The 15,234-nt window shown below is 60.6% G+C and carries 17 protein-coding genes; 7 read left to right on the plus strand and 10 right to left on the minus strand.

Going from position 1 to position 15,234, the window contains the following annotated elements:
* Window positions 1–147: 147 nt before the first annotated feature.
* From rny to rimO, 4 genes are all read right to left on the minus strand, one after another.
* On the minus strand, window positions 148–1,689 hold the full coding sequence (rny, locus tag NQ491_RS10070) for a ribonuclease Y (RefSeq protein ID WP_019245684.1): 1,542 nt from the start codon (window positions 1,687–1,689) through the stop codon (window positions 148–150).
* 319 nt (window positions 1,690–2,008) lie between these two features.
* A complete protein-coding gene (locus NQ491_RS10075) occupies window positions 2,009–2,302 on the minus strand; it encodes a cell division protein ZapA (protein ID WP_034282839.1) in 294 nt (97 codons plus the stop codon).
* 41 nt (window positions 2,303–2,343) lie between these two features.
* Window positions 2,344–2,634: a hypothetical protein gene (locus tag NQ491_RS10080; protein ID WP_019245682.1), complete on the minus strand. Its 291-nt coding sequence runs from the start codon at window positions 2,632–2,634 to the stop codon at window positions 2,344–2,346.
* 73 nt (window positions 2,635–2,707) lie between these two features.
* Window positions 2,708–4,009, minus strand: coding sequence for a 30S ribosomal protein S12 methylthiotransferase RimO (gene rimO, locus NQ491_RS10085; RefSeq protein WP_019245681.1), 1,302 nt, complete (start codon window positions 4,007–4,009; stop codon window positions 2,708–2,710).
* A 322-nt stretch (window positions 4,010–4,331) separates the two neighbouring features.
* On the opposite strand from rimO, the gene NQ491_RS10090 reads away from it, so the two are divergent.
* The 5 genes from NQ491_RS10090 to NQ491_RS10110 all read left to right on the plus strand — a co-directional run bounded on the left by NQ491_RS10090 (window position 4,332) and on the right by NQ491_RS10110 (window position 7,843).
* Window positions 4,332–4,847, plus strand: coding sequence for a ferritin (locus NQ491_RS10090; RefSeq protein ID WP_026089613.1), 516 nt, complete (start codon window positions 4,332–4,334; stop codon window positions 4,845–4,847).
* 117 nt (window positions 4,848–4,964) lie between these two features.
* Complete coding sequence (locus tag NQ491_RS10095; protein ID WP_019245679.1) at window positions 4,965–5,528, plus strand: RNA polymerase sigma factor; 564 nt, start codon at window positions 4,965–4,967, stop codon at window positions 5,526–5,528.
* Window positions 5,521–5,997: a hypothetical protein gene (locus tag NQ491_RS10100; RefSeq protein WP_019245678.1), complete on the plus strand. Its 477-nt coding sequence runs from the start codon at window positions 5,521–5,523 to the stop codon at window positions 5,995–5,997. Before NQ491_RS10095 ends, NQ491_RS10100 begins: the two co-directional genes overlap by 8 nt.
* Window positions 5,998–6,018: 21 nt before the next feature.
* A complete protein-coding gene (locus NQ491_RS10105; RefSeq protein ID WP_019245677.1) occupies window positions 6,019–6,903 on the plus strand; it encodes a GIN domain-containing protein in 885 nt (294 codons plus the stop codon).
* A gap of 49 nt (window positions 6,904–6,952) precedes the next feature.
* Window positions 6,953–7,843: a GIN domain-containing protein gene (locus NQ491_RS10110; protein ID WP_019245676.1), complete on the plus strand. Its 891-nt coding sequence runs from the start codon at window positions 6,953–6,955 to the stop codon at window positions 7,841–7,843.
* 456 nt (window positions 7,844–8,299) lie between these two features.
* Here NQ491_RS10110 and ftsY read toward each other — a convergent pair whose 3' ends face one another.
* From ftsY to rpmB, 4 genes are all read right to left on the minus strand, one after another.
* A complete protein-coding gene (ftsY, locus tag NQ491_RS10115) occupies window positions 8,300–9,259 on the minus strand; it encodes a signal recognition particle-docking protein FtsY (protein ID WP_019245675.1) in 960 nt (319 codons plus the stop codon).
* Between the two features lie 354 nt (window positions 9,260–9,613).
* Window positions 9,614–9,772: a DUF4295 domain-containing protein gene (locus tag NQ491_RS10120; protein WP_074431117.1), complete on the minus strand. Its 159-nt coding sequence runs from the start codon at window positions 9,770–9,772 to the stop codon at window positions 9,614–9,616.
* Between the two features lie 9 nt (window positions 9,773–9,781).
* Complete coding sequence (rpmG, locus tag NQ491_RS10125; RefSeq protein ID WP_019245673.1) at window positions 9,782–9,964, minus strand: 50S ribosomal protein L33; 183 nt, start codon at window positions 9,962–9,964, stop codon at window positions 9,782–9,784.
* A gap of 19 nt (window positions 9,965–9,983) precedes the next feature.
* Window positions 9,984–10,217, minus strand: a complete 234-nt coding sequence (gene rpmB, locus NQ491_RS10130) for a 50S ribosomal protein L28 (protein ID WP_019245672.1) — start codon at window positions 10,215–10,217, stop codon at window positions 9,984–9,986.
* A 232-nt stretch (window positions 10,218–10,449) separates the two neighbouring features.
* Between rpmB and NQ491_RS10135 the strand changes: the two genes are divergently transcribed.
* Complete coding sequence (locus NQ491_RS10135) at window positions 10,450–11,103, plus strand: hypothetical protein (protein WP_147524831.1); 654 nt, start codon at window positions 10,450–10,452, stop codon at window positions 11,101–11,103.
* A 192-nt stretch (window positions 11,104–11,295) separates the two neighbouring features.
* Here NQ491_RS10135 and NQ491_RS10140 read toward each other — a convergent pair whose 3' ends face one another.
* Window positions 11,296–12,567, minus strand: a complete 1,272-nt coding sequence (locus NQ491_RS10140; protein WP_019245670.1) for a competence/damage-inducible protein A — start codon at window positions 12,565–12,567, stop codon at window positions 11,296–11,298.
* A gap of 292 nt (window positions 12,568–12,859) precedes the next feature.
* On the opposite strand from NQ491_RS10140, the gene araJ reads away from it, so the two are divergent.
* The gene (gene araJ / locus NQ491_RS10145; protein WP_019245669.1) at window positions 12,860–14,029 is read left to right on the plus strand and encodes an MFS transporter AraJ; all 1,170 of its coding nucleotides are present in this window, start codon (window positions 12,860–12,862) and stop codon (window positions 14,027–14,029) included.
* 108 nt (window positions 14,030–14,137) lie between these two features.
* Here araJ and NQ491_RS10150 read toward each other — a convergent pair whose 3' ends face one another.
* Window positions 14,138–15,217 carry a quinone-dependent dihydroorotate dehydrogenase gene (locus NQ491_RS10150; protein ID WP_019245668.1) on the minus strand — a complete coding sequence of 360 codons (1,080 nt, stop codon included), beginning with the start codon at window positions 15,215–15,217 and terminating at the stop codon, window positions 14,138–14,140.
* Window positions 15,218–15,234 lie beyond the last annotated feature (17 nt).

The following is a 15,234-nucleotide window of genomic DNA, read 5'->3' on the forward strand; positions in this document are numbered from 1 at the left end:
CGTACCGGATGTCGTGTCTTGCCCGTCTTCCGTCGTTTGGACCGTTCGTTTCGGCCCGGACGGATTCCTGAGAGGAAACCGGGAAAAAGGAGGAGAGAAGCCGTAGGCTGGCTTCTCTCCCGAATGTATCTGCAGCGACCGGGCGCGCTATTTCGCATAGCTGATCGAGCGCGTCTCGCGGATCACCGTGATCTTGACCTGACCGGGGTAAGTCATCTCGTCCTGAATCTTCTTGGCGATGTCGTGCGACAGGCTGTCGGCCTGCTGGTCGGAGATCTTCTCGCTGCCGACGATCACCCGCAGTTCGCGGCCGGCCTGAATGGCATAGGTTTTCATCACGCCGGGGTAGGAGAGGGCCATTTCCTCCATCTCCTTGAGGCGCTTGATGTACGATTCGACGACCTCGCGGCGGGCTCCCGGCCGAGCTCCCGAAATCGCGTCGCAAACCTGAACGATCGGCGAGATGAGGTTCGTCATTTCGATCTCGTCGTGGTGCGCTCCGATCGCGTTGGTTACTTCGGCCTTTTCCTTGAACTTTTCGGCCAGTTTCATGCCGATGATCGCGTGCGGCAGCTCCGGCTCGTCGTCGGGAACCTTGCCTATGTCGTGCAGCAGTCCGGCGCGCCGGGCCAGCTTGGCGTTCAGACCGAGCTCGGCGGCCATGATGCCGCACAGGTTGGCTACCTCGCGCGAGTGCTGGAGCAGGTTCTGTCCGTAGGAAGAGCGGTATTTCATTTTGCCGATGAGCCGGATCAGCTCGGGGTGCAGTCCGTGTATGCCCAGATCGATCGTCGTCCGCTTGCCGGCCTCGATGATCTCTTCCTCGATCTGCTTCTGCACCTTGGCTACGACCTCTTCGATACGCGCCGGGTGGATGCGTCCGTCGGTCACGAGCTGGTGCAGCGCGAGCCGGGCGATTTCGCGGCGAACGGGATCGAAGCCCGACAGGATGATCGCTTCGGGCGTGTCGTCGACGATGATCTCGATGCCGGTGGCTGCCTCCAGCGCCCGGATATTACGGCCTTCGCGGCCGATAATGCGGCCCTTCACCTCGTCGCTGTCGATATTGAAGACCGTGACCGAGTTTTCGATCGCCGCCTCGGTAGCCACGCGCTGAATCGTCTGCACGACGATTTTCTTGGCCTCTTTGCCGGCGGTCATCTTGGCCTCTTCCATGACTTCGTTGACGTAGGTCATCGCTTCGGTCTTGGCCTCGGCCTTCATGTTTTCGATCAGGATGTTCTTCGCTTCCTCGCTGCTCAGTCCGCCGATCTGCTCGAGCCGGACGTTCTGCTCTTTGATCTTGCGGTCGAGCTCCTCCTTGCGCCGCTCGACGCCCTGAAGCTGCGCGTCGAGGTGCTCGCGGGCCGCGTTGACCTCCTTGGTCTTCTTCGAGAGCTCCTCCTGCTGGGCGAGCAGGTTGCTTTCGATCTGCTTGGCGCGCTGCTCGCTCTGCGCTATTTTCTGGTTCCGCTCGTTGACCGCGCGGTCGTGCTCGCTCTTGAGCTGAATGAACTTTTCCTTGGCTTGGAGAATCCTCTCCTTCTTGATCATTTCTCCTTCGGCCTCCGCCTCCTTGATGATCTTCTCGCCCCGTTTCCTGACGACCTTCGAAGCGATCTTCGAGGCGGCATAGCCGGCGACGGCCGAGGTGACGAGCGTTATGATTACAATTGTTAGCACATCCATAGTTCGTTAAAGTTATTTGTTCGTATAAAAAGTCTGTCGTTAGCGTAAAAAAATACCCGCATGGGGTTCCTCTTCTCTTGTTTGACGAATCTCCGTTCCGTCATGTGTGGGGCTGCCGTAAATCGCAAACTTCCAACGTTCCTCCGGGGGGAGGAAACTTTCCCCGAAGGGAAAGGTAAGGCCTGTTTTTGAGCTACCGAGCTTGACCCCAATCGATCATAGTGTTGAGTTTCGCAAAGCTTAAAAGGAATCCATGCGGGTTTTGCTTCCTTGGCGTATGTAAAGAACCTCTCGCTCTGTTGTCCGTAAGAACGCGGAGCTACTCCTTTATGTCGTTCAGGTAACCGTCGATCCGTCGTTCGATTTCCTGCAGACGGACCGCTTGGTCGGTCATTTCCCCTTTCATTTCGAGATCGACCTTGTCTGCCGCCACCTGTAAGGCCGCCATGGCCAGATAATCCTCGGGCTCGGCCATGAACCTCGTTTTGTAGGCGGCGATCAGCGAGTTGATGTCCCGGGCGGCGCGGCGGTACTTTTCCTCCTCGGCCTGAGGAATCGTCATCGGGTATTCCTTGCCCGCCAGCCTGACCGATATTCTTCTTGTCGCTGCCATCTCGAAATATCTTCCCTTCCCTTGCCGGGAAGAGGTTTGATCTATTTGTTCATCAGGGCGATGCAGCCGTCAATTTCCCGCAAAAGCCTGTTGACGCGCAATCGTGCCGTCCGCCTGTCGGTGCGGCTCGTGAGAAAGCCTCCGGCGGTTTCCAGCGTTTTAATCCGTTTTTCCAGAAGACGGATGCGATTCTCGGCTTCCCGCTTTTGCCGCAGAAGCCTGTCTCGCTCGGTGGTCAGGCCGAGAGCTTCGCTCCTCAGCCTGCGGTTGTCGTCGAGGACTCGGTCTATTTTCTTCCCCAGCGATTCGACAAGCTTTGTACGGTCGTCCATATCTCTTTTGAACGGAATTAAAATTACCCATTCAAAAGTAATCTTTTTTATTGAAATACCAAAAACCTTGCCGCTATATTTCGTCGCAAATCGTGGCGTACAGGTCGTAATCGTCTGCCTGAGTTATTCTTACGGTGCACATGGTGCCCGGGGCGAGCTCCTGCGGCGTACGGATCAGTATTTCGGTATCGACCTCCGGCGAGTCGAATTGCGACCGCGCGACGAGCAGTCCGTCTTCCCGGCCGTCGACGATTACGCGCTCGGTCGTGCCGAGACGCTGCATGTTGAGTTCGCGGGAGATGCCGTTCTGGAGTTCCATGAGCCGCTCGACGCGCAGCCTTTTGGTCTTTTCGGGTACGTTGTCCGACAGGCGCTGCGCCGAATAGGTCCCCTCTTCTTCCGAGTAGGCGAAAACGCCCAGCCGCTCGAAACGGACCCGCCCGACGAACTCCATGAGCTCGGCGAAGTCGGCCTCGCTTTCGTCCGGATAGCCCGTGAGCAGCGTGGTCCTTAGCGCGATGCCGGGAATCTCGCTTCGTAGCTTGTCGATCAGCGCGTAGGTCTGCGCCCGGTCGATTCCCCGCCGCATGCTGCGGAGCTGGCTGTCGCTGATGTGCTGGAAAGGGATGTCGAGGTACTTGCATATCTTCGGCTCGTCGCGCATCGCGTCGATCGCGTCCTGCGGGAACGAAGCAGGGTAGGCATAGTGCAGCCGGATCCATTCGATGCCGTCGATGCGGCACAGCCGGCGCAGCAGCTCGCCGAGCTTCCGCTCGCCGTACAGGTCGAGCCCGTAATAGGTCGTGTCCTGCGCGATGACGATCAGCTCCCGGGTTCCTCCGGCCGCGAGCTTTTCCGCCTCGGCGACCAGAGCGTCCATCGGGACCGATACGTGCCGGCCCCGGATCAGCGGGATCGCGCAGTAGCCGCACCGGCGGTCGCAGCCTTCCGAGATTTTCAGATAGGCGTAATGCCGGGGAGTCGTCAGCATCCGCTCTCCCGCGAGATGTTCGCGCCATTGTCCGCCGACCGCGGCGACTACGTCGGCCATATCCCGCACGCCGAAGTAGTCGTCCACTTCCGGAATCTCCGGCCGCAGCTCTTCCTTGTAGCGTTCCGACAGGCATCCCATCACGAACAGGCGCTCGATTTCTCCCCGGTTCTTGGCCGCGACGAAGGAAAGGATCGTGTCGATCGACTCCTGCTTCGCGTCGCCGATGAATCCGCAGGTATTGACGACGACGATTTTCGCGTCGGTCGAATCCGAGTCGTACACGACTTCGAAGCGGTCGTGCCGCAGCTGGGCCATCAGGTGCTCCGAGTCGACCCTGTTTTTGGCGCATCCGAGCGTGACGACGTTGATCTTGCGTTTCATGGGTTGGTCTTTGTTCGCTGCAAAAATAGCTAAAAGTTTGCAAGGCGCCCGCGCGGGGCGAGCGGTACGGGCGGTTTTTCCGGGCGCGTGCCGACGCGTTTCGCTTTCCCGAGCCGTGCTTTCGGTCTTCGGGATTCTCCGGGTTTACCGTATTTTAGTGTGCATTTTTCGGATAATCAGGTTTGTAGACGGAAATGCCGTTCCGCGCGACGGCAGAGAGACCGCGAAAATTATTGTTTTTCGTACGACTATTTTTATTATTTTTGGCGTATGTAAGAAGCACGAAACTTACCCGAATATACCGTAATTAAAAAACAAAGCCATGTTGAGTGAAAAAATGGAGAAAGCGTTGAACGCTCAGATCAATGCGGAGTTTTGGTCCGCTTACCTCTATCTGTCGATGTCGATTCACTTTTCCGCCAAGGGAATGAAGGGCGTGGCCAACTGGTTCGCCGTTCAGTTCAAGGAGGAGCAGGATCATGCTCAGATTTTCGTCGATTACGTGCTCGCGCGCGGCGGCCGTGTGACGCTCGCCCCGATCGCCGAGGTTCCCTGCGAGTGGGAATCGCCGCTGGCCGCTTTCGAGGCGACGCTCGTCCATGAGAAGAAAGTGACCGCCATGATCGACGCGCTGTGCCGTCAGGCCGAGGCCGACAAGGATTTCGCTACGGCCAACAAGCTGGTCTGGTTCGTCGACGAGCAGGTCGAGGAGGAACAGAACGCTCAGGATATCATCGACTCGCTGAAAATGGTCGACGACAGCAAGATGGGCCTCTATATGATCGACAAGGAGCTGGCCGCCCGCGTATACACGGCTCCTTCTATCGCCGGCGCATAATCGTCCGGGCGAAACGGAAATCGGCGGATCGTCTTCACGGACGATCCGCTTTTTTTCGATGCGAGGTGCAGCAGCCGACTCCGTCCTGCGTATTATGATTGAAAGCGCGTTTCCGACATGAAGGTTTTTCTTTCCGATATAGACAGCCTCTACGACCGGTATTCCGGGCGGCTGTTCCATACGAGCCTGAGGATCGTCGGCGATCGGACGGAGGCCGAGCAGATCATGCACGACACGCTGCTCAAGTGGTTACGCCGAAGTCCTGCCGGGCCGGTGCCCGGTGCGACGCCCGATTCCGCTTCGGACGGCAGAATCGAGGCTTGGCTCGTCAAGGTCTGCGTCCGGGCCTCGATCGACGCGATCCGCAGACGCAGAACCCTGCGGAGGCTTTTCCCGGAAAGGAGCCTTGCGGAGCGCATACCCGACGAGGCGGAGACGGAGGCCGGTTGGAGCGGCCTGCTGGGCGACTCCCAGGGCGAGGCGACCGAGAAGGTCGAGCGCATACGCCGGGGGATGAGCCGGCTGCCTGCCGGTTACCGGGCGGTGCTCTCGCTGCTGCTGTTCGAGGGGTACGATTACGAGGAGGCGGCCGAAATCACGGGACTGAAAGCCTCGTCCGTGCGTTCCCAATATGTCCGGGCCAAAGCCCGGTTGCTGGAAATACTGAAAAAGGATGGATAATTTGCGCGAGTTTGTCAAGAAGAACCGGGCGGCATTCGACACGGAACCGCTCGACGAGGGGCATCGCGGGCGTTTCGCGGCGAAGCTCGCCCGCGGAACCGAACGAGGGGCTTCCGTATTGCTTCGGCGCTTTTGGGCGGCGGGTTGCGCCGCCGCGGTTGTGCTCGGACTGTTGTGGCTGCGCACGGGACATAGCCAGGGAGACCCGGTCCGGCGTGTGATCGCCGCGTACAAGCGCGATATGGATTCCCTGAACCGGGAGATTACGGCGTTCTGCCTGCGCACCGGAGCGGATACGTCCCAGATCAACCGTACGATTCGGATAATCGACTGCGAGGCGGTTCCGCTGTACGAGCAGTTGCCCGACGAGCTGGACGATGCCGAGAAAGTACGGATACTGAGACGCTATTTCGGACTGAAAGTCAATGCGGTCAAGCAGTTGAGGGCGCAGATCGCCGACGAGCAGTAGAGAACGAAAAACGATAAGACGATGAGAAACTGGTTTGTGGCATTCCTTGCGGCGCTATGGCTGCTGCCTTCCGGAGCGGCTCCGGTTACGAAAAAGATCGAGGTGTCCGGTTTCACGGGCGTCGTGGCCGGCGGCATCTACGACGTGACGCTGATCCGTGCCGACGTCTGCTCGGCCGAGGTGACCTGCGAGGCCGATATGGCCGACGATCTGCGGATCGTGGTGAAACAGGGGCGTCTCGTGCTGGAGATCGATCAGTCGGGCTGGTCTTCCGCCGAACGCAAGAAATTTTCCGACCTCCGCCCGAAGGCGGTCGTTCGACTTCCCGTGCTGAGCTATTTGGAGATCGGCGGCGCATGCCGCATGGAGACATCGGGCCGGTTCGATGCCGGAGAACGTTTCGACGGGCGTATCAGCGGCGCGGCTTCGTTGTCGGAGCTGTGTGTCGGAGGAGAGTCCGGGAATTGGGATATCAGCGGCGCGGCTTCGGTCCGGATCGACGGGAAGTTCGACGAATCGCTCTATGTGGTATCGGGGGCAGCCCGGGCTATCGTCTCGGAGACCGGCGTGAGCGTGCGGGCCGAGACGATCGGAGCCGCCTCGTTACGGTTAAACATATCCGATGCTTCTTATTCCTATGTCGGGGCGACGGGAGCTCCCTCCGTAACGGTTACCGGGCGGACGGGTAGTCTGACGATTGAGAGCAGCGGAGCCGGTCGCGTAAATACTGCCGCATTGAACGCCCGTCGGGCGCGGGTTGGTTGTACTGGCGCCTGCTCGGTCGATCTGAACGTGTCCGGCGAGCTCGACGTCAGCGTGACCGGCGCCTCGCGGGTAACCTATTCGGGCGATGCGAGGATCGTTTCGCAGTCCGTGAGCCGAGCAAGCTCGCTCAGGAAACGATAAGAAGCCTTGCGGCGACCGTTTCGAATATTCATCCCTAAAAAACGATACGATGAGAAAATGGCTTTTGCTCGCGGCGTTCGGCCTGCTTATGCAGCCCGCGTCCGCAACGACGGTGACGAAAAAGATCGACGTGCCGGAATTCACGGGAATCGTGGCCGGCAGCGTGTACGACGTGACGCTGATCCGTTCGGACGGTTGTTCGGTCGAGGTATCTTACGATACGCGGTTCGAGGATTGCGTCCGCGTGTTCGTTTCGGGCGGAAACCTGATGCTGGAGTTCGTGCAGCCGGACCGCGGTCGCAAAAACAGTTCGTTCGATATGAAGGACGTGAAGTTGTCGGCTGTCGTCCGGATGCCGGAGCTGACGTATCTGAGGCTTTCGGGCGCTTCGAAGCTGACGACCGGCGACGAGTTCGACGCCGGAGCGCGTTTCGACGGCGCGTTGAGCGGGGCGTCTTCCGCCCGCGGGCTGAGCGTGAGCGCCGGACGGGGCGAGCTGAAGCTGAGCGGCGCTTCGTCGGCCGATCTGAAGGCTCACTTCGACGAGGCTTTTTTGATGCAGTTGTCCGGGGCGTCCAACGCGTCGGTCGATGTGCGGAGCGATGACGTGCGGATGACGTGCAGCGGCGCGTCGAATGTCAAAGTCGGGGTGCGCGATGCCGGACATACGGGCGTCCGTTTGTCGGGGGCTTCGCAGGCGACGGTTTCGGGCGAAACGGTCGATCTGAATGTCGAATGCTCGGGGGCCGCGCGTTCGGACGCAACCGCGCTGACGGTGCAGCATGCGAGCGTTTCCTGCTCGGGTGCGGGCTCGGCCGACGTGGAGGTAACCGGCGAGCTGAGCGTCGTCGCGACCGGCGGGTCGAGCGTCGTTTACGGAGGCGATGCGGCGATCGTTTCGCAATCGGTCGGCCGGGGCGCCTCGCTCAGGAAGCGATAGGGAATTTGCATTCCGATCTTCACGATCTGTTTTGTCGCCGCCGCGATACGGGAAACGACATGCCCCGTATCGCGGCGGTTTTGAGCGGTGCTCGTCGAGGCGGGCCCGGGCTGCGGGGGAAAAGGCGCGGGCGAGTCGGCCGAGGGTAGTCGGGCCGTATGGCCGGGCTTCCGACGTACACGAGTTATTTCGGCCGCATGATCGCGCGGGATTTCTGCGCGATTCCGGCTGCGGACGGTATGTTCGGGATATGCGGCCCCGTGCGCGGACGTTTACGGCGGCGGAGCGGATTCAGGGTGGCGATAGGATTGTCGGACGACGGCGGGACTGGCTTCCGGAGAAAGTTTTTTCCCGCTCCGTACGGTTGCCGGTCGACCGACCGGCATGCCGCGCCTGCGGTCTGCCTCGGACCGGGACGGAAATATTCCCGGCCGAGTGTTCTGCGGAAGCGGGTAGCTACTTTCCGAACAAACTGTCGACGAACTCCTTGCGGTCGAAAGCCTGCAACTGGTCGATCCCTTCGCCCACGCCGATGAAACGGACGGGTATCTTGAACTGGTCGCTGATGCCGATCACGACGCCGCCCTTGGCCGTACCGTCGAGCTTCGTGATGGCGAGCGAGGTGACCTGCGTCGCTTGGGTGAACTGCTTGGCCTGCTCGAAAGCGTTCTGGCCCGTCGAACCGTCCAGCACGAGCATCACGTCGTGCGGAGCGCCGGGAATCACTTTGGCCATGACGTTGCGGATCTTGGTCAGCTCGTTCATCAGTCCGATCTTGTTGTGCAGCCGGCCGGCCGTGTCGATCAGCACGACGTCCGCGCCGTTCGCTACGGCGCTGCGCAGCGTGTCGAAAGCGACCGATGCGGGGTCGGAGCCCATGTCCTGCCGGATCATCGTCGCGCCGGCCCGCTCGGCCCAGACGGCCAGCTGGTCGATCGCAGCAGCCCGGAACGTGTCCGCCGCGCCGATGTAGACTTTTTGGCCCGCCTGCCGGAGCTTCGATGCGAGCTTGCCGATCGTCGTGGTCTTGCCGGCTCCGTTGACGCCTACCACCATCACGACGTAGGGCATCCCGTCCTTTTTTCCGTAGTCGAATCCCTGCTCGCCCTCGAGACGGTTCTCCTCGAGCAGGGCGGTGATTTCGCTGCGGAGAATGCCGTTCAGCTCGGCCGTATTCATGTACTTGTCCTCGGCCACGCGCTTTTCGATCCGTTCGATGATGCGCAGCGTCGTGTCGACGCCTACGTCGGAGGTGATCAACACCTCCTCCAGGTTGTCGAGCACTTCGTCGTCGACCTTCGATTTGCCTGCGACCGCGCGGGCCAGTTTCGAGAAAACGCCCTCCTTGGTCTTTTCGAGACCCTTGTTCAAGTCCTCCTTGTTTTCCTTTTTGGAGAAAAAGTTGAAAATTCCCATATCGCGTGTTGCTTTGTTTACTCGGTTTTCAGGATCTGTCGTCGGCGCCTTTCGGCTGTACGGGGCGGCAACGTCGGACTGCGCTTGGCAAGCTGTTGTCCGGCGCCTTGTTGCTCGTCCGGCGCTCTCGGCATCCGCTGTCGTGGCTCGGAACGGTTTTCTGCCTTGGGGCTTGGTTCGGTCGGAGCTCTGCGCTTTCCCGTACTCTGCATCTCCCCGAACTCGCGCGACTCGGGGTGGCGTATCTGCTTCCCCCCTACGAAGCGTCTTTTCGTTCCGGAGATACCGCACCGTCAAAAATACAAAAAGCTTCTTAAAACTTAAGAAGCTTTTTGTAATAAGACGGCGATTCGGCTATTTCTTGGCCGCGAAGAAATCCTTTACCTGCTCGTTGGGAACGACCTCGGTCTTGAAGGCGTATGCGCCGGTCTTGTCGGATTTCACCATCTTAATACACTTCGTGAATGCTTTACCGGTTCCGGTTTTCAGCGTTGCGACTACTTTCTTTGCCATGGTTCAAGCCTATTTAATTTCTCGGTGAATGGTTACCCGCTTGAGAATCGGATTGTACTTCTTGCGCTCCATTCTGTCGGGCGTGTTTTTCTTGTTCTTGGTCGTGATGTACCGCGACATGCCGGGCAGACCGCTTTCCTTCTGTTCCGTGCATTCGAGAATCACCTGGACCCGATTGCCTTTCTTTGCCATTTCGGTTTCTGTTTAGGGATTAATACAGCGATTTGGGAGCGGCGGCCTCTTTGAGAGCTGCTGCCAAACCTTTCTTGTTGATGGTTTTCATGCCGTGGGCAGTCACCTTGAGCGTGATCCAGCGGCCTTCCTCCTCGTTCCAGAAGCGTTTCGTCTTCAGGTTCGGATTGAAACGCCTCTTGGACTTCTTGTTCGAGTGCGACACGTTGTTGCCCACCTGTGCCGTCTTACCCGTGATTTCACAAATTTTCATAAGACAAGTTTCTTTTAAACATTGTACTCCAAAAGGAACGGCAAATTTAGCGATTATTCTCCGAATAAAAAAATCCTCAGGCAAAAAGTCGTCTGCTGCCGGTGTGTCGGAAAGAACGCTGAAAAACCGGCCGTCTTATCGGCCGAAAAAGTGGGACGTTGTAGGGTTGCTTGTCGGCTATGTCGCGGAAAATGCTTATTTTCGTCTGACCGAACCTAAACCGAACCGATAAATGAAGCGATTTGTTTTATCCTTGCTGGCGGCCGTACTGACGATTCCGGTCGTCCGGGCGGAAGTCCGACCGCGCGGGCCGTTCGAGGACGGCAGGTTGCCGCTGGTCCCTTATCCGGCCGAGGTATGTCTCGGCGAACGCGATTTCGATCTCGGCGAGCGACTGACCGTCCGGATATGCTCCGGCGACGAAGAAGACTTTTTCGCCGCCTCGACGCTGACCGATGAGCTGATCGGCGTTCGGACGGATGTGAAAGAGTCGCGCTCGGGCATCGAGCGCTCCGTGACGCTGACACGGCCGGGCCTGTGCCGTGCGGCCGACGAGATGTCCGATTTGTACGACGCGGTGGTGCGCGACGACGACCGGGGATATGCGGTCAACACGGCGCTGTACGACCTGGTTATGCCCTATGCCAGCCGCCTCGGCTCGCTCAGGGATATGACCAAGGAACTCAAACTGTTTCATCGGGACCTGTGGCATGCGGAGAACCGTCCGATCCACTGGGACGTCGTAGCGGTCCGCTACGACCGCATGTTGCTGGAATGGGAAACGCAGTACGACCGGATCCAGCTCGATTTGCAGCAGCAGGCGCGTACCGGCATGCACCTGCCTCGGGAGCAGGTGGGCTTCCGATTCGATCGGCCGAAGCCGTAAACGGACGGATGTTCGGTCCGGACAGCGCAGGCGGGTAAGTCTGCGCTGTCCGGGTTTCGGGGTGAGCCGTCGGGCAGAAGCGGTACGGGAGAGAGCTTGAAGAAGCTGCGCACCCCTGCCGCGTTACTTCCCATGCGCGTGACCTATGCCGGATGGTACGGCCGTTGCGCTGTACCTTGGCTGCCCGCGCTTTCAGTACCGGATCGTACCGAGTCCGTGATCGGGCGCTCCGCACAGGCGAAGGCGGAGCAGGTTGATCGCGTGCGACGAGGCACGCTCGATGTTCTGGCTGCGCAGCGATCCGAACGTCATCCGGAGCGAGAAGGTGCCCTCGGGGCCCGATACGGCCATCCAGACCGTGCCGACCGGCTTGTCGGGCGTGCCGCCCGAAGGCCCTGCGACGCCGGTCGTGGCGATGCCGTACACGGAGCCTGTCGCCCGGCGGACGCCCTCGGCCATTTGCTCGGCGACGGGACGGCTGACGGCTCCGAAGCGCTCCAGATCGCCCCCGTTTACGCCGAGCAACGAGCGCTTCACGTCGTTCGAGTATGCTACCACGCCGCCCCGGAAGTAGTCCGAGGCGCCGGGCAGGGCCGTGAAGCGGCGGGCGATGTTGCCGCCCGTGCACGACTCGGCCGTTGCGACGGTCGCCCCGCGAGCGCGGAGCAGGTCCCCCGTTATGCTCTCGAGCGAGACGTCCCCGTATCCGACGATGCTGTAGGGGATGATTCGCTCCAACTGTTCGAATTGCCTGCCGATTTCCCGCTCGGCCTCTTCCCGGTCGATCTCGTAGGCCGACAGGCGCAGGCGGATGCACAGCGCGCTGGGCAGGTAGGCCAGATGCAGGTAGCCGGGCAGCGCGCTTTCCCAGCCGGCGATCGTCTCGGCCAGTATCGACTCGGCCATGCCGAACGTAATGGCCGTCCGGTGCACGATGGCCCGGAAGCGGAAATGCTCGCAAAGGCGCGGCAGCACCTGCTCGTCGACGAGCGCTTTCATCTCGAACGGGACGCCGGGCAGCGAGACGAGCACGCGGCCGTCGCGCTCGAACCACATGCCGGGAGCCGTTCCGCAGCGGTTCGGCAGCACGACGCAGCCTTCGGGCACGAGCGCTTGAGCCTGATTCAGCTCGTTGAAATCGATATGCCGCAGCTCGGTCATCCTGCGTACCTGCTCGTAGACGGCTTCGTCGCGCACGAGCGCCATGCCGAACATGCGTGCGAGCGTATGTTTCGTGATGTCGTCTTTCGTCGGGCCGAGGCCGCCGGTGCAGATCACGACGTCGGAGCGCTTCAGCGCCTCGCCGACGGCCTGCTCTATGTGCCGGGCCGTATCGGAGACCGACGTGATCCGGTGGATTCGTATGCCCGCCGCGTTGAGCTTCTCGCCCAGCCAGGCCGAGTTCGTGTCGACGATCTGTCCGATCAGGATTTCGTCGCCTATGGTGATGATTTCTGCCTGCATAAGTGCCTGATGATTATGTTACGGAAACGGCGCGCATTCGAGCAGAGCTTTGTGCGGGTGTCCGGTCGCGTGCCTTCCGTGTCGTATGCTGCGGCAAAGGTACGCTCTTGTTTCGGAATAGCCAAGCTCTCGCGGGCCGCTTCCGCCTTTTGTCCCCTGAAGAGCGGCAGGGATGCCGGCGCGTCGTGCCCTGCGTACCTCGTCGAGGCTCTTTTGAAAAAAACGAGCCCGGCGGCGTGTTCCGGGAATCAAAGTTGTATTACTTTTGCCGCCGGAAAAATAAGGGGACCGTATGAAAAAGAGTCTTGTCGCGCTGGCTTTCGGAACGCTCGCGCTCGGCATAGCCGAGTTCGTCATGATGGCGATTTTGCCTTATGTCGCCGGAGACTTGCATGTGAGCATAGCGACTGCCGGGCATCTGATTTCCGCCTATGCGCTCGGCGTGTGCGTCGGGGCCCCGGCGCTGATTTTCGCGCGTCGGCTTCCGCTCAAGCGGATTTTGCTGATATTGGTATGCCTGATGATCGCGGGCAATCTGTGCGCTGCGGTTGCGCCCGGCTACGGCGTGCTGATGTTGGCGCGCTTCGTTTCGGGACTGCCTCACGGAGCCTATTTCGGCGTGGGCTCGATCGTTGCCGAGAAGCTGGCCGACAAGGGAAAAGGCGCCGAGGCCGTGTCGATCATGATCGCGGGCATGACGGTCGCCAACCTGTTCGGCGTGCCGCTCGGCACGACGCTCAGCGAGGCGCTGTCCTGGCGGGCTACTTTCCTGCTGGTGGGCTGTTGGGGGTTGGTCGTGCTGCTGTTCGTCTGGCGTTGGGTGCCGCAGGTCGGCGGTTTGCCCGATACCGGCTTCAAGGGGCAATTCCGTTTCTTTCGCAAAAAGGCGCCCTGGCTGTTACTCGGAGCGACGCTGTTGGGCAACGGAGGCGTATTCTGCTGGTACAGCTATATCAATCCGCTGCTGACTCGCGTTGCGGGTTTCCCGGCGGCCGGCGTTTCGGCGCTGATGGTGCTGGCCGGATTCGGCATGTTCGCAGGCAACTTGGCCGGCGGCCGCCTGTCGGACCGCTATACGCCGGGGCGGGTGGCCGCTTGGGCGCAGGGGACTATTTGCGTTGCCCTGCTGCTGACCTTTTTCTGCGCTCGGGTTACATGGCTTGCCGTCGCGCTGATGTGCGTCTGCACGACCGGGCTGTTCGCGGTGTCGAGTCCTCAGCAGCTCCTGCTGCTGCGCCATTCCGAGGGCGGCGAGCTGCTCGGGGCGGCCAGCGTCCAAGTGGCGTTCAACCTGGGCAATGCGATCGGAGCCTATTGCGGCGGCTTGCCGCTGGAAGCCGGTCTGGGATACGAGTATCCGGCTTTGATCGGCGCTCCGTTCGCGCTGGCCGGCTTCGTGTTGCTTACGGTCTTCTATCGTCGGTACGAGCCTTCGGGCCGCCGGCCGCTACGGCATGCGTAATCCTCTCCGTATGGTTGCGGAACGATTTGTCGCCCCGCCTTCCGAAACGGCGGGGCGGATCGGAAAGCGGGAAAGGCGTTCGACGGCTTGTCCGGACGCGGTCTGTTCTTACTCGCCGGCGTTGTCGGCCCGTTGCTCTCCGACCGACCGTTTGTCGGCTTCGAGGCGGAGCCGCTTGCAGATGCGTTTGACGAAAGCCGGGCCGTTGTAGATGAAGCCGGTATAGACCTGTATCAGATCGGCGCCTGCGTCGAGCATGGCTACCGCGTCGTCCTCGGTCATGATGCCGCCGACGCCGATGATCGGGAAACGGCCTTCGGTCTTTTCGTGAATGTAGCGAACCGTTTCGAGCGAGCGCCGGGTCAGGGGAGCTCCGCTCACTCCTCCGTTGCCGATGTCGGCCAGCGTGCGGGAATCGGTCGCCAATCCTTCGCGGCTGGTAGTGGTGTTGGTCGCTACGATGCCGTCGATTCCGCCCTCTTGCATCAGGGCGATCACGTCGTCGAGCTGGGCGGTCGTCAGGTCGGGGGAGATCTTGAGCAGGATCGGACGGTACTGGTTCTGTCCGCGCCGGAAGTCGAGCAGCCCGCGCAGGATTTCCTTCAGCGTCTCCTTGTCTTGCAGATGGGTCAGGTTGCGGACGTTGGGACAGCTGACGTTGATGACGAAATAGTCGACGTACTGGTAGAGCGACCGGAACAGCTTCAGATAGTCGGCCGGGGCCGATTCGTTCGGAGTCGCCGTGTTCTTGCCCAGGCTTGCGCCGATTACCTGACGGCGCTTGCGGTGGCGGAGATTGCGCACGGCATTCTCCATGCCCCGGTTGTTGAAGCCCATCCGGTTGATCAGCGCCTCGTCGAGCGGCAGGCGGAAAAGCCGCGGCCGCGGATTGCCCGGCTGTCCCTTGGGCGTGACGGTCCCCACTTCGGTAAAACCGAAGCCCAGCGACAGCAGCTCGTCGTATACCTCGGCGTCCTTGTCGAATCCGGCGGCGATGCCGACCGGGTTCGGGAATTTGATGCCGAACACCTCGCGCTCGAGCGACGGATGCCGGACCGTAAAACAGGTCCGGAGCAGTTGCCGCGCTCCCGGAACGTAATGCACGACCCGCAGCATCACCACGACGATACGGTGTATCAGCTCGGGCGAAAGCTCGAACAGCAGCGGACGTATGACTTTTTTATACATGGGGCGGCTGTGAAATA

The sequence above is a fragment of the Alistipes ihumii AP11 genome (assembly GCF_025144665.1).
GTDB classification, from domain to species: Bacteria; Bacteroidota; Bacteroidia; order Bacteroidales; family Rikenellaceae; genus Alistipes_A; species Alistipes_A ihumii.

Excerpts from the sequence above, each read along its gene's own strand:
- NQ491_RS10110 (WP_019245676.1), top strand. The coding sequence starts at position 6,953 with ATGAGAAAATGGCTTTTGCTCGCGGCGTTCGGCCTGCTTATGCAGCCC.
- rpmB (WP_019245672.1), bottom strand. The coding sequence starts at position 10,217 with ATGAAAATTTGTGAAATCACGGGTAAGACGGCACAGGTGGGCAACAAC.
- NQ491_RS10095 (WP_019245679.1), top strand. The coding sequence starts at position 4,965 with ATGAAGGTTTTTCTTTCCGATATAGACAGCCTCTACGACCGGTATTCC.
- araJ (WP_019245669.1), top strand. The coding sequence starts at position 12,860 with ATGAAAAAGAGTCTTGTCGCGCTGGCTTTCGGAACGCTCGCGCTCGGC.
- ftsY (WP_019245675.1), bottom strand. The coding sequence starts at position 9,259 with ATGGGAATTTTCAACTTTTTCTCCAAAAAGGAAAACAAGGAGGACTTG.
- rpmG (WP_019245673.1), bottom strand. The coding sequence starts at position 9,964 with ATGGCAAAGAAAGGCAATCGGGTCCAGGTGATTCTCGAATGCACGGAA.
- NQ491_RS10135 (WP_147524831.1), top strand. The coding sequence starts at position 10,450 with ATGAAGCGATTTGTTTTATCCTTGCTGGCGGCCGTACTGACGATTCCG.
- rny (WP_019245684.1), bottom strand. The coding sequence starts at position 1,689 with ATGGATGTGCTAACAATTGTAATCATAACGCTCGTCACCTCGGCCGTC.
- NQ491_RS10100 (WP_019245678.1), top strand. The coding sequence starts at position 5,521 with ATGGATAATTTGCGCGAGTTTGTCAAGAAGAACCGGGCGGCATTCGAC.
- NQ491_RS10150 (WP_019245668.1), bottom strand. The coding sequence starts at position 15,217 with ATGTATAAAAAAGTCATACGTCCGCTGCTGTTCGAGCTTTCGCCCGAG.
- NQ491_RS10105 (WP_019245677.1), top strand. The coding sequence starts at position 6,019 with ATGAGAAACTGGTTTGTGGCATTCCTTGCGGCGCTATGGCTGCTGCCT.
- NQ491_RS10090 (WP_026089613.1), top strand. The coding sequence starts at position 4,332 with ATGTTGAGTGAAAAAATGGAGAAAGCGTTGAACGCTCAGATCAATGCG.
- NQ491_RS10080 (WP_019245682.1), bottom strand. The coding sequence starts at position 2,634 with ATGGACGACCGTACAAAGCTTGTCGAATCGCTGGGGAAGAAAATAGAC.
- NQ491_RS10120 (WP_074431117.1), bottom strand. The coding sequence starts at position 9,772 with ATGGCAAAGAAAGTAGTCGCAACGCTGAAAACCGGAACCGGTAAAGCA.
- rimO (WP_019245681.1), bottom strand. The coding sequence starts at position 4,009 with ATGAAACGCAAGATCAACGTCGTCACGCTCGGATGCGCCAAAAACAGG.
- NQ491_RS10140 (WP_019245670.1), bottom strand. The coding sequence starts at position 12,567 with ATGCAGGCAGAAATCATCACCATAGGCGACGAAATCCTGATCGGACAG.
- NQ491_RS10075 (WP_034282839.1), bottom strand. The coding sequence starts at position 2,302 with ATGGCAGCGACAAGAAGAATATCGGTCAGGCTGGCGGGCAAGGAATAC.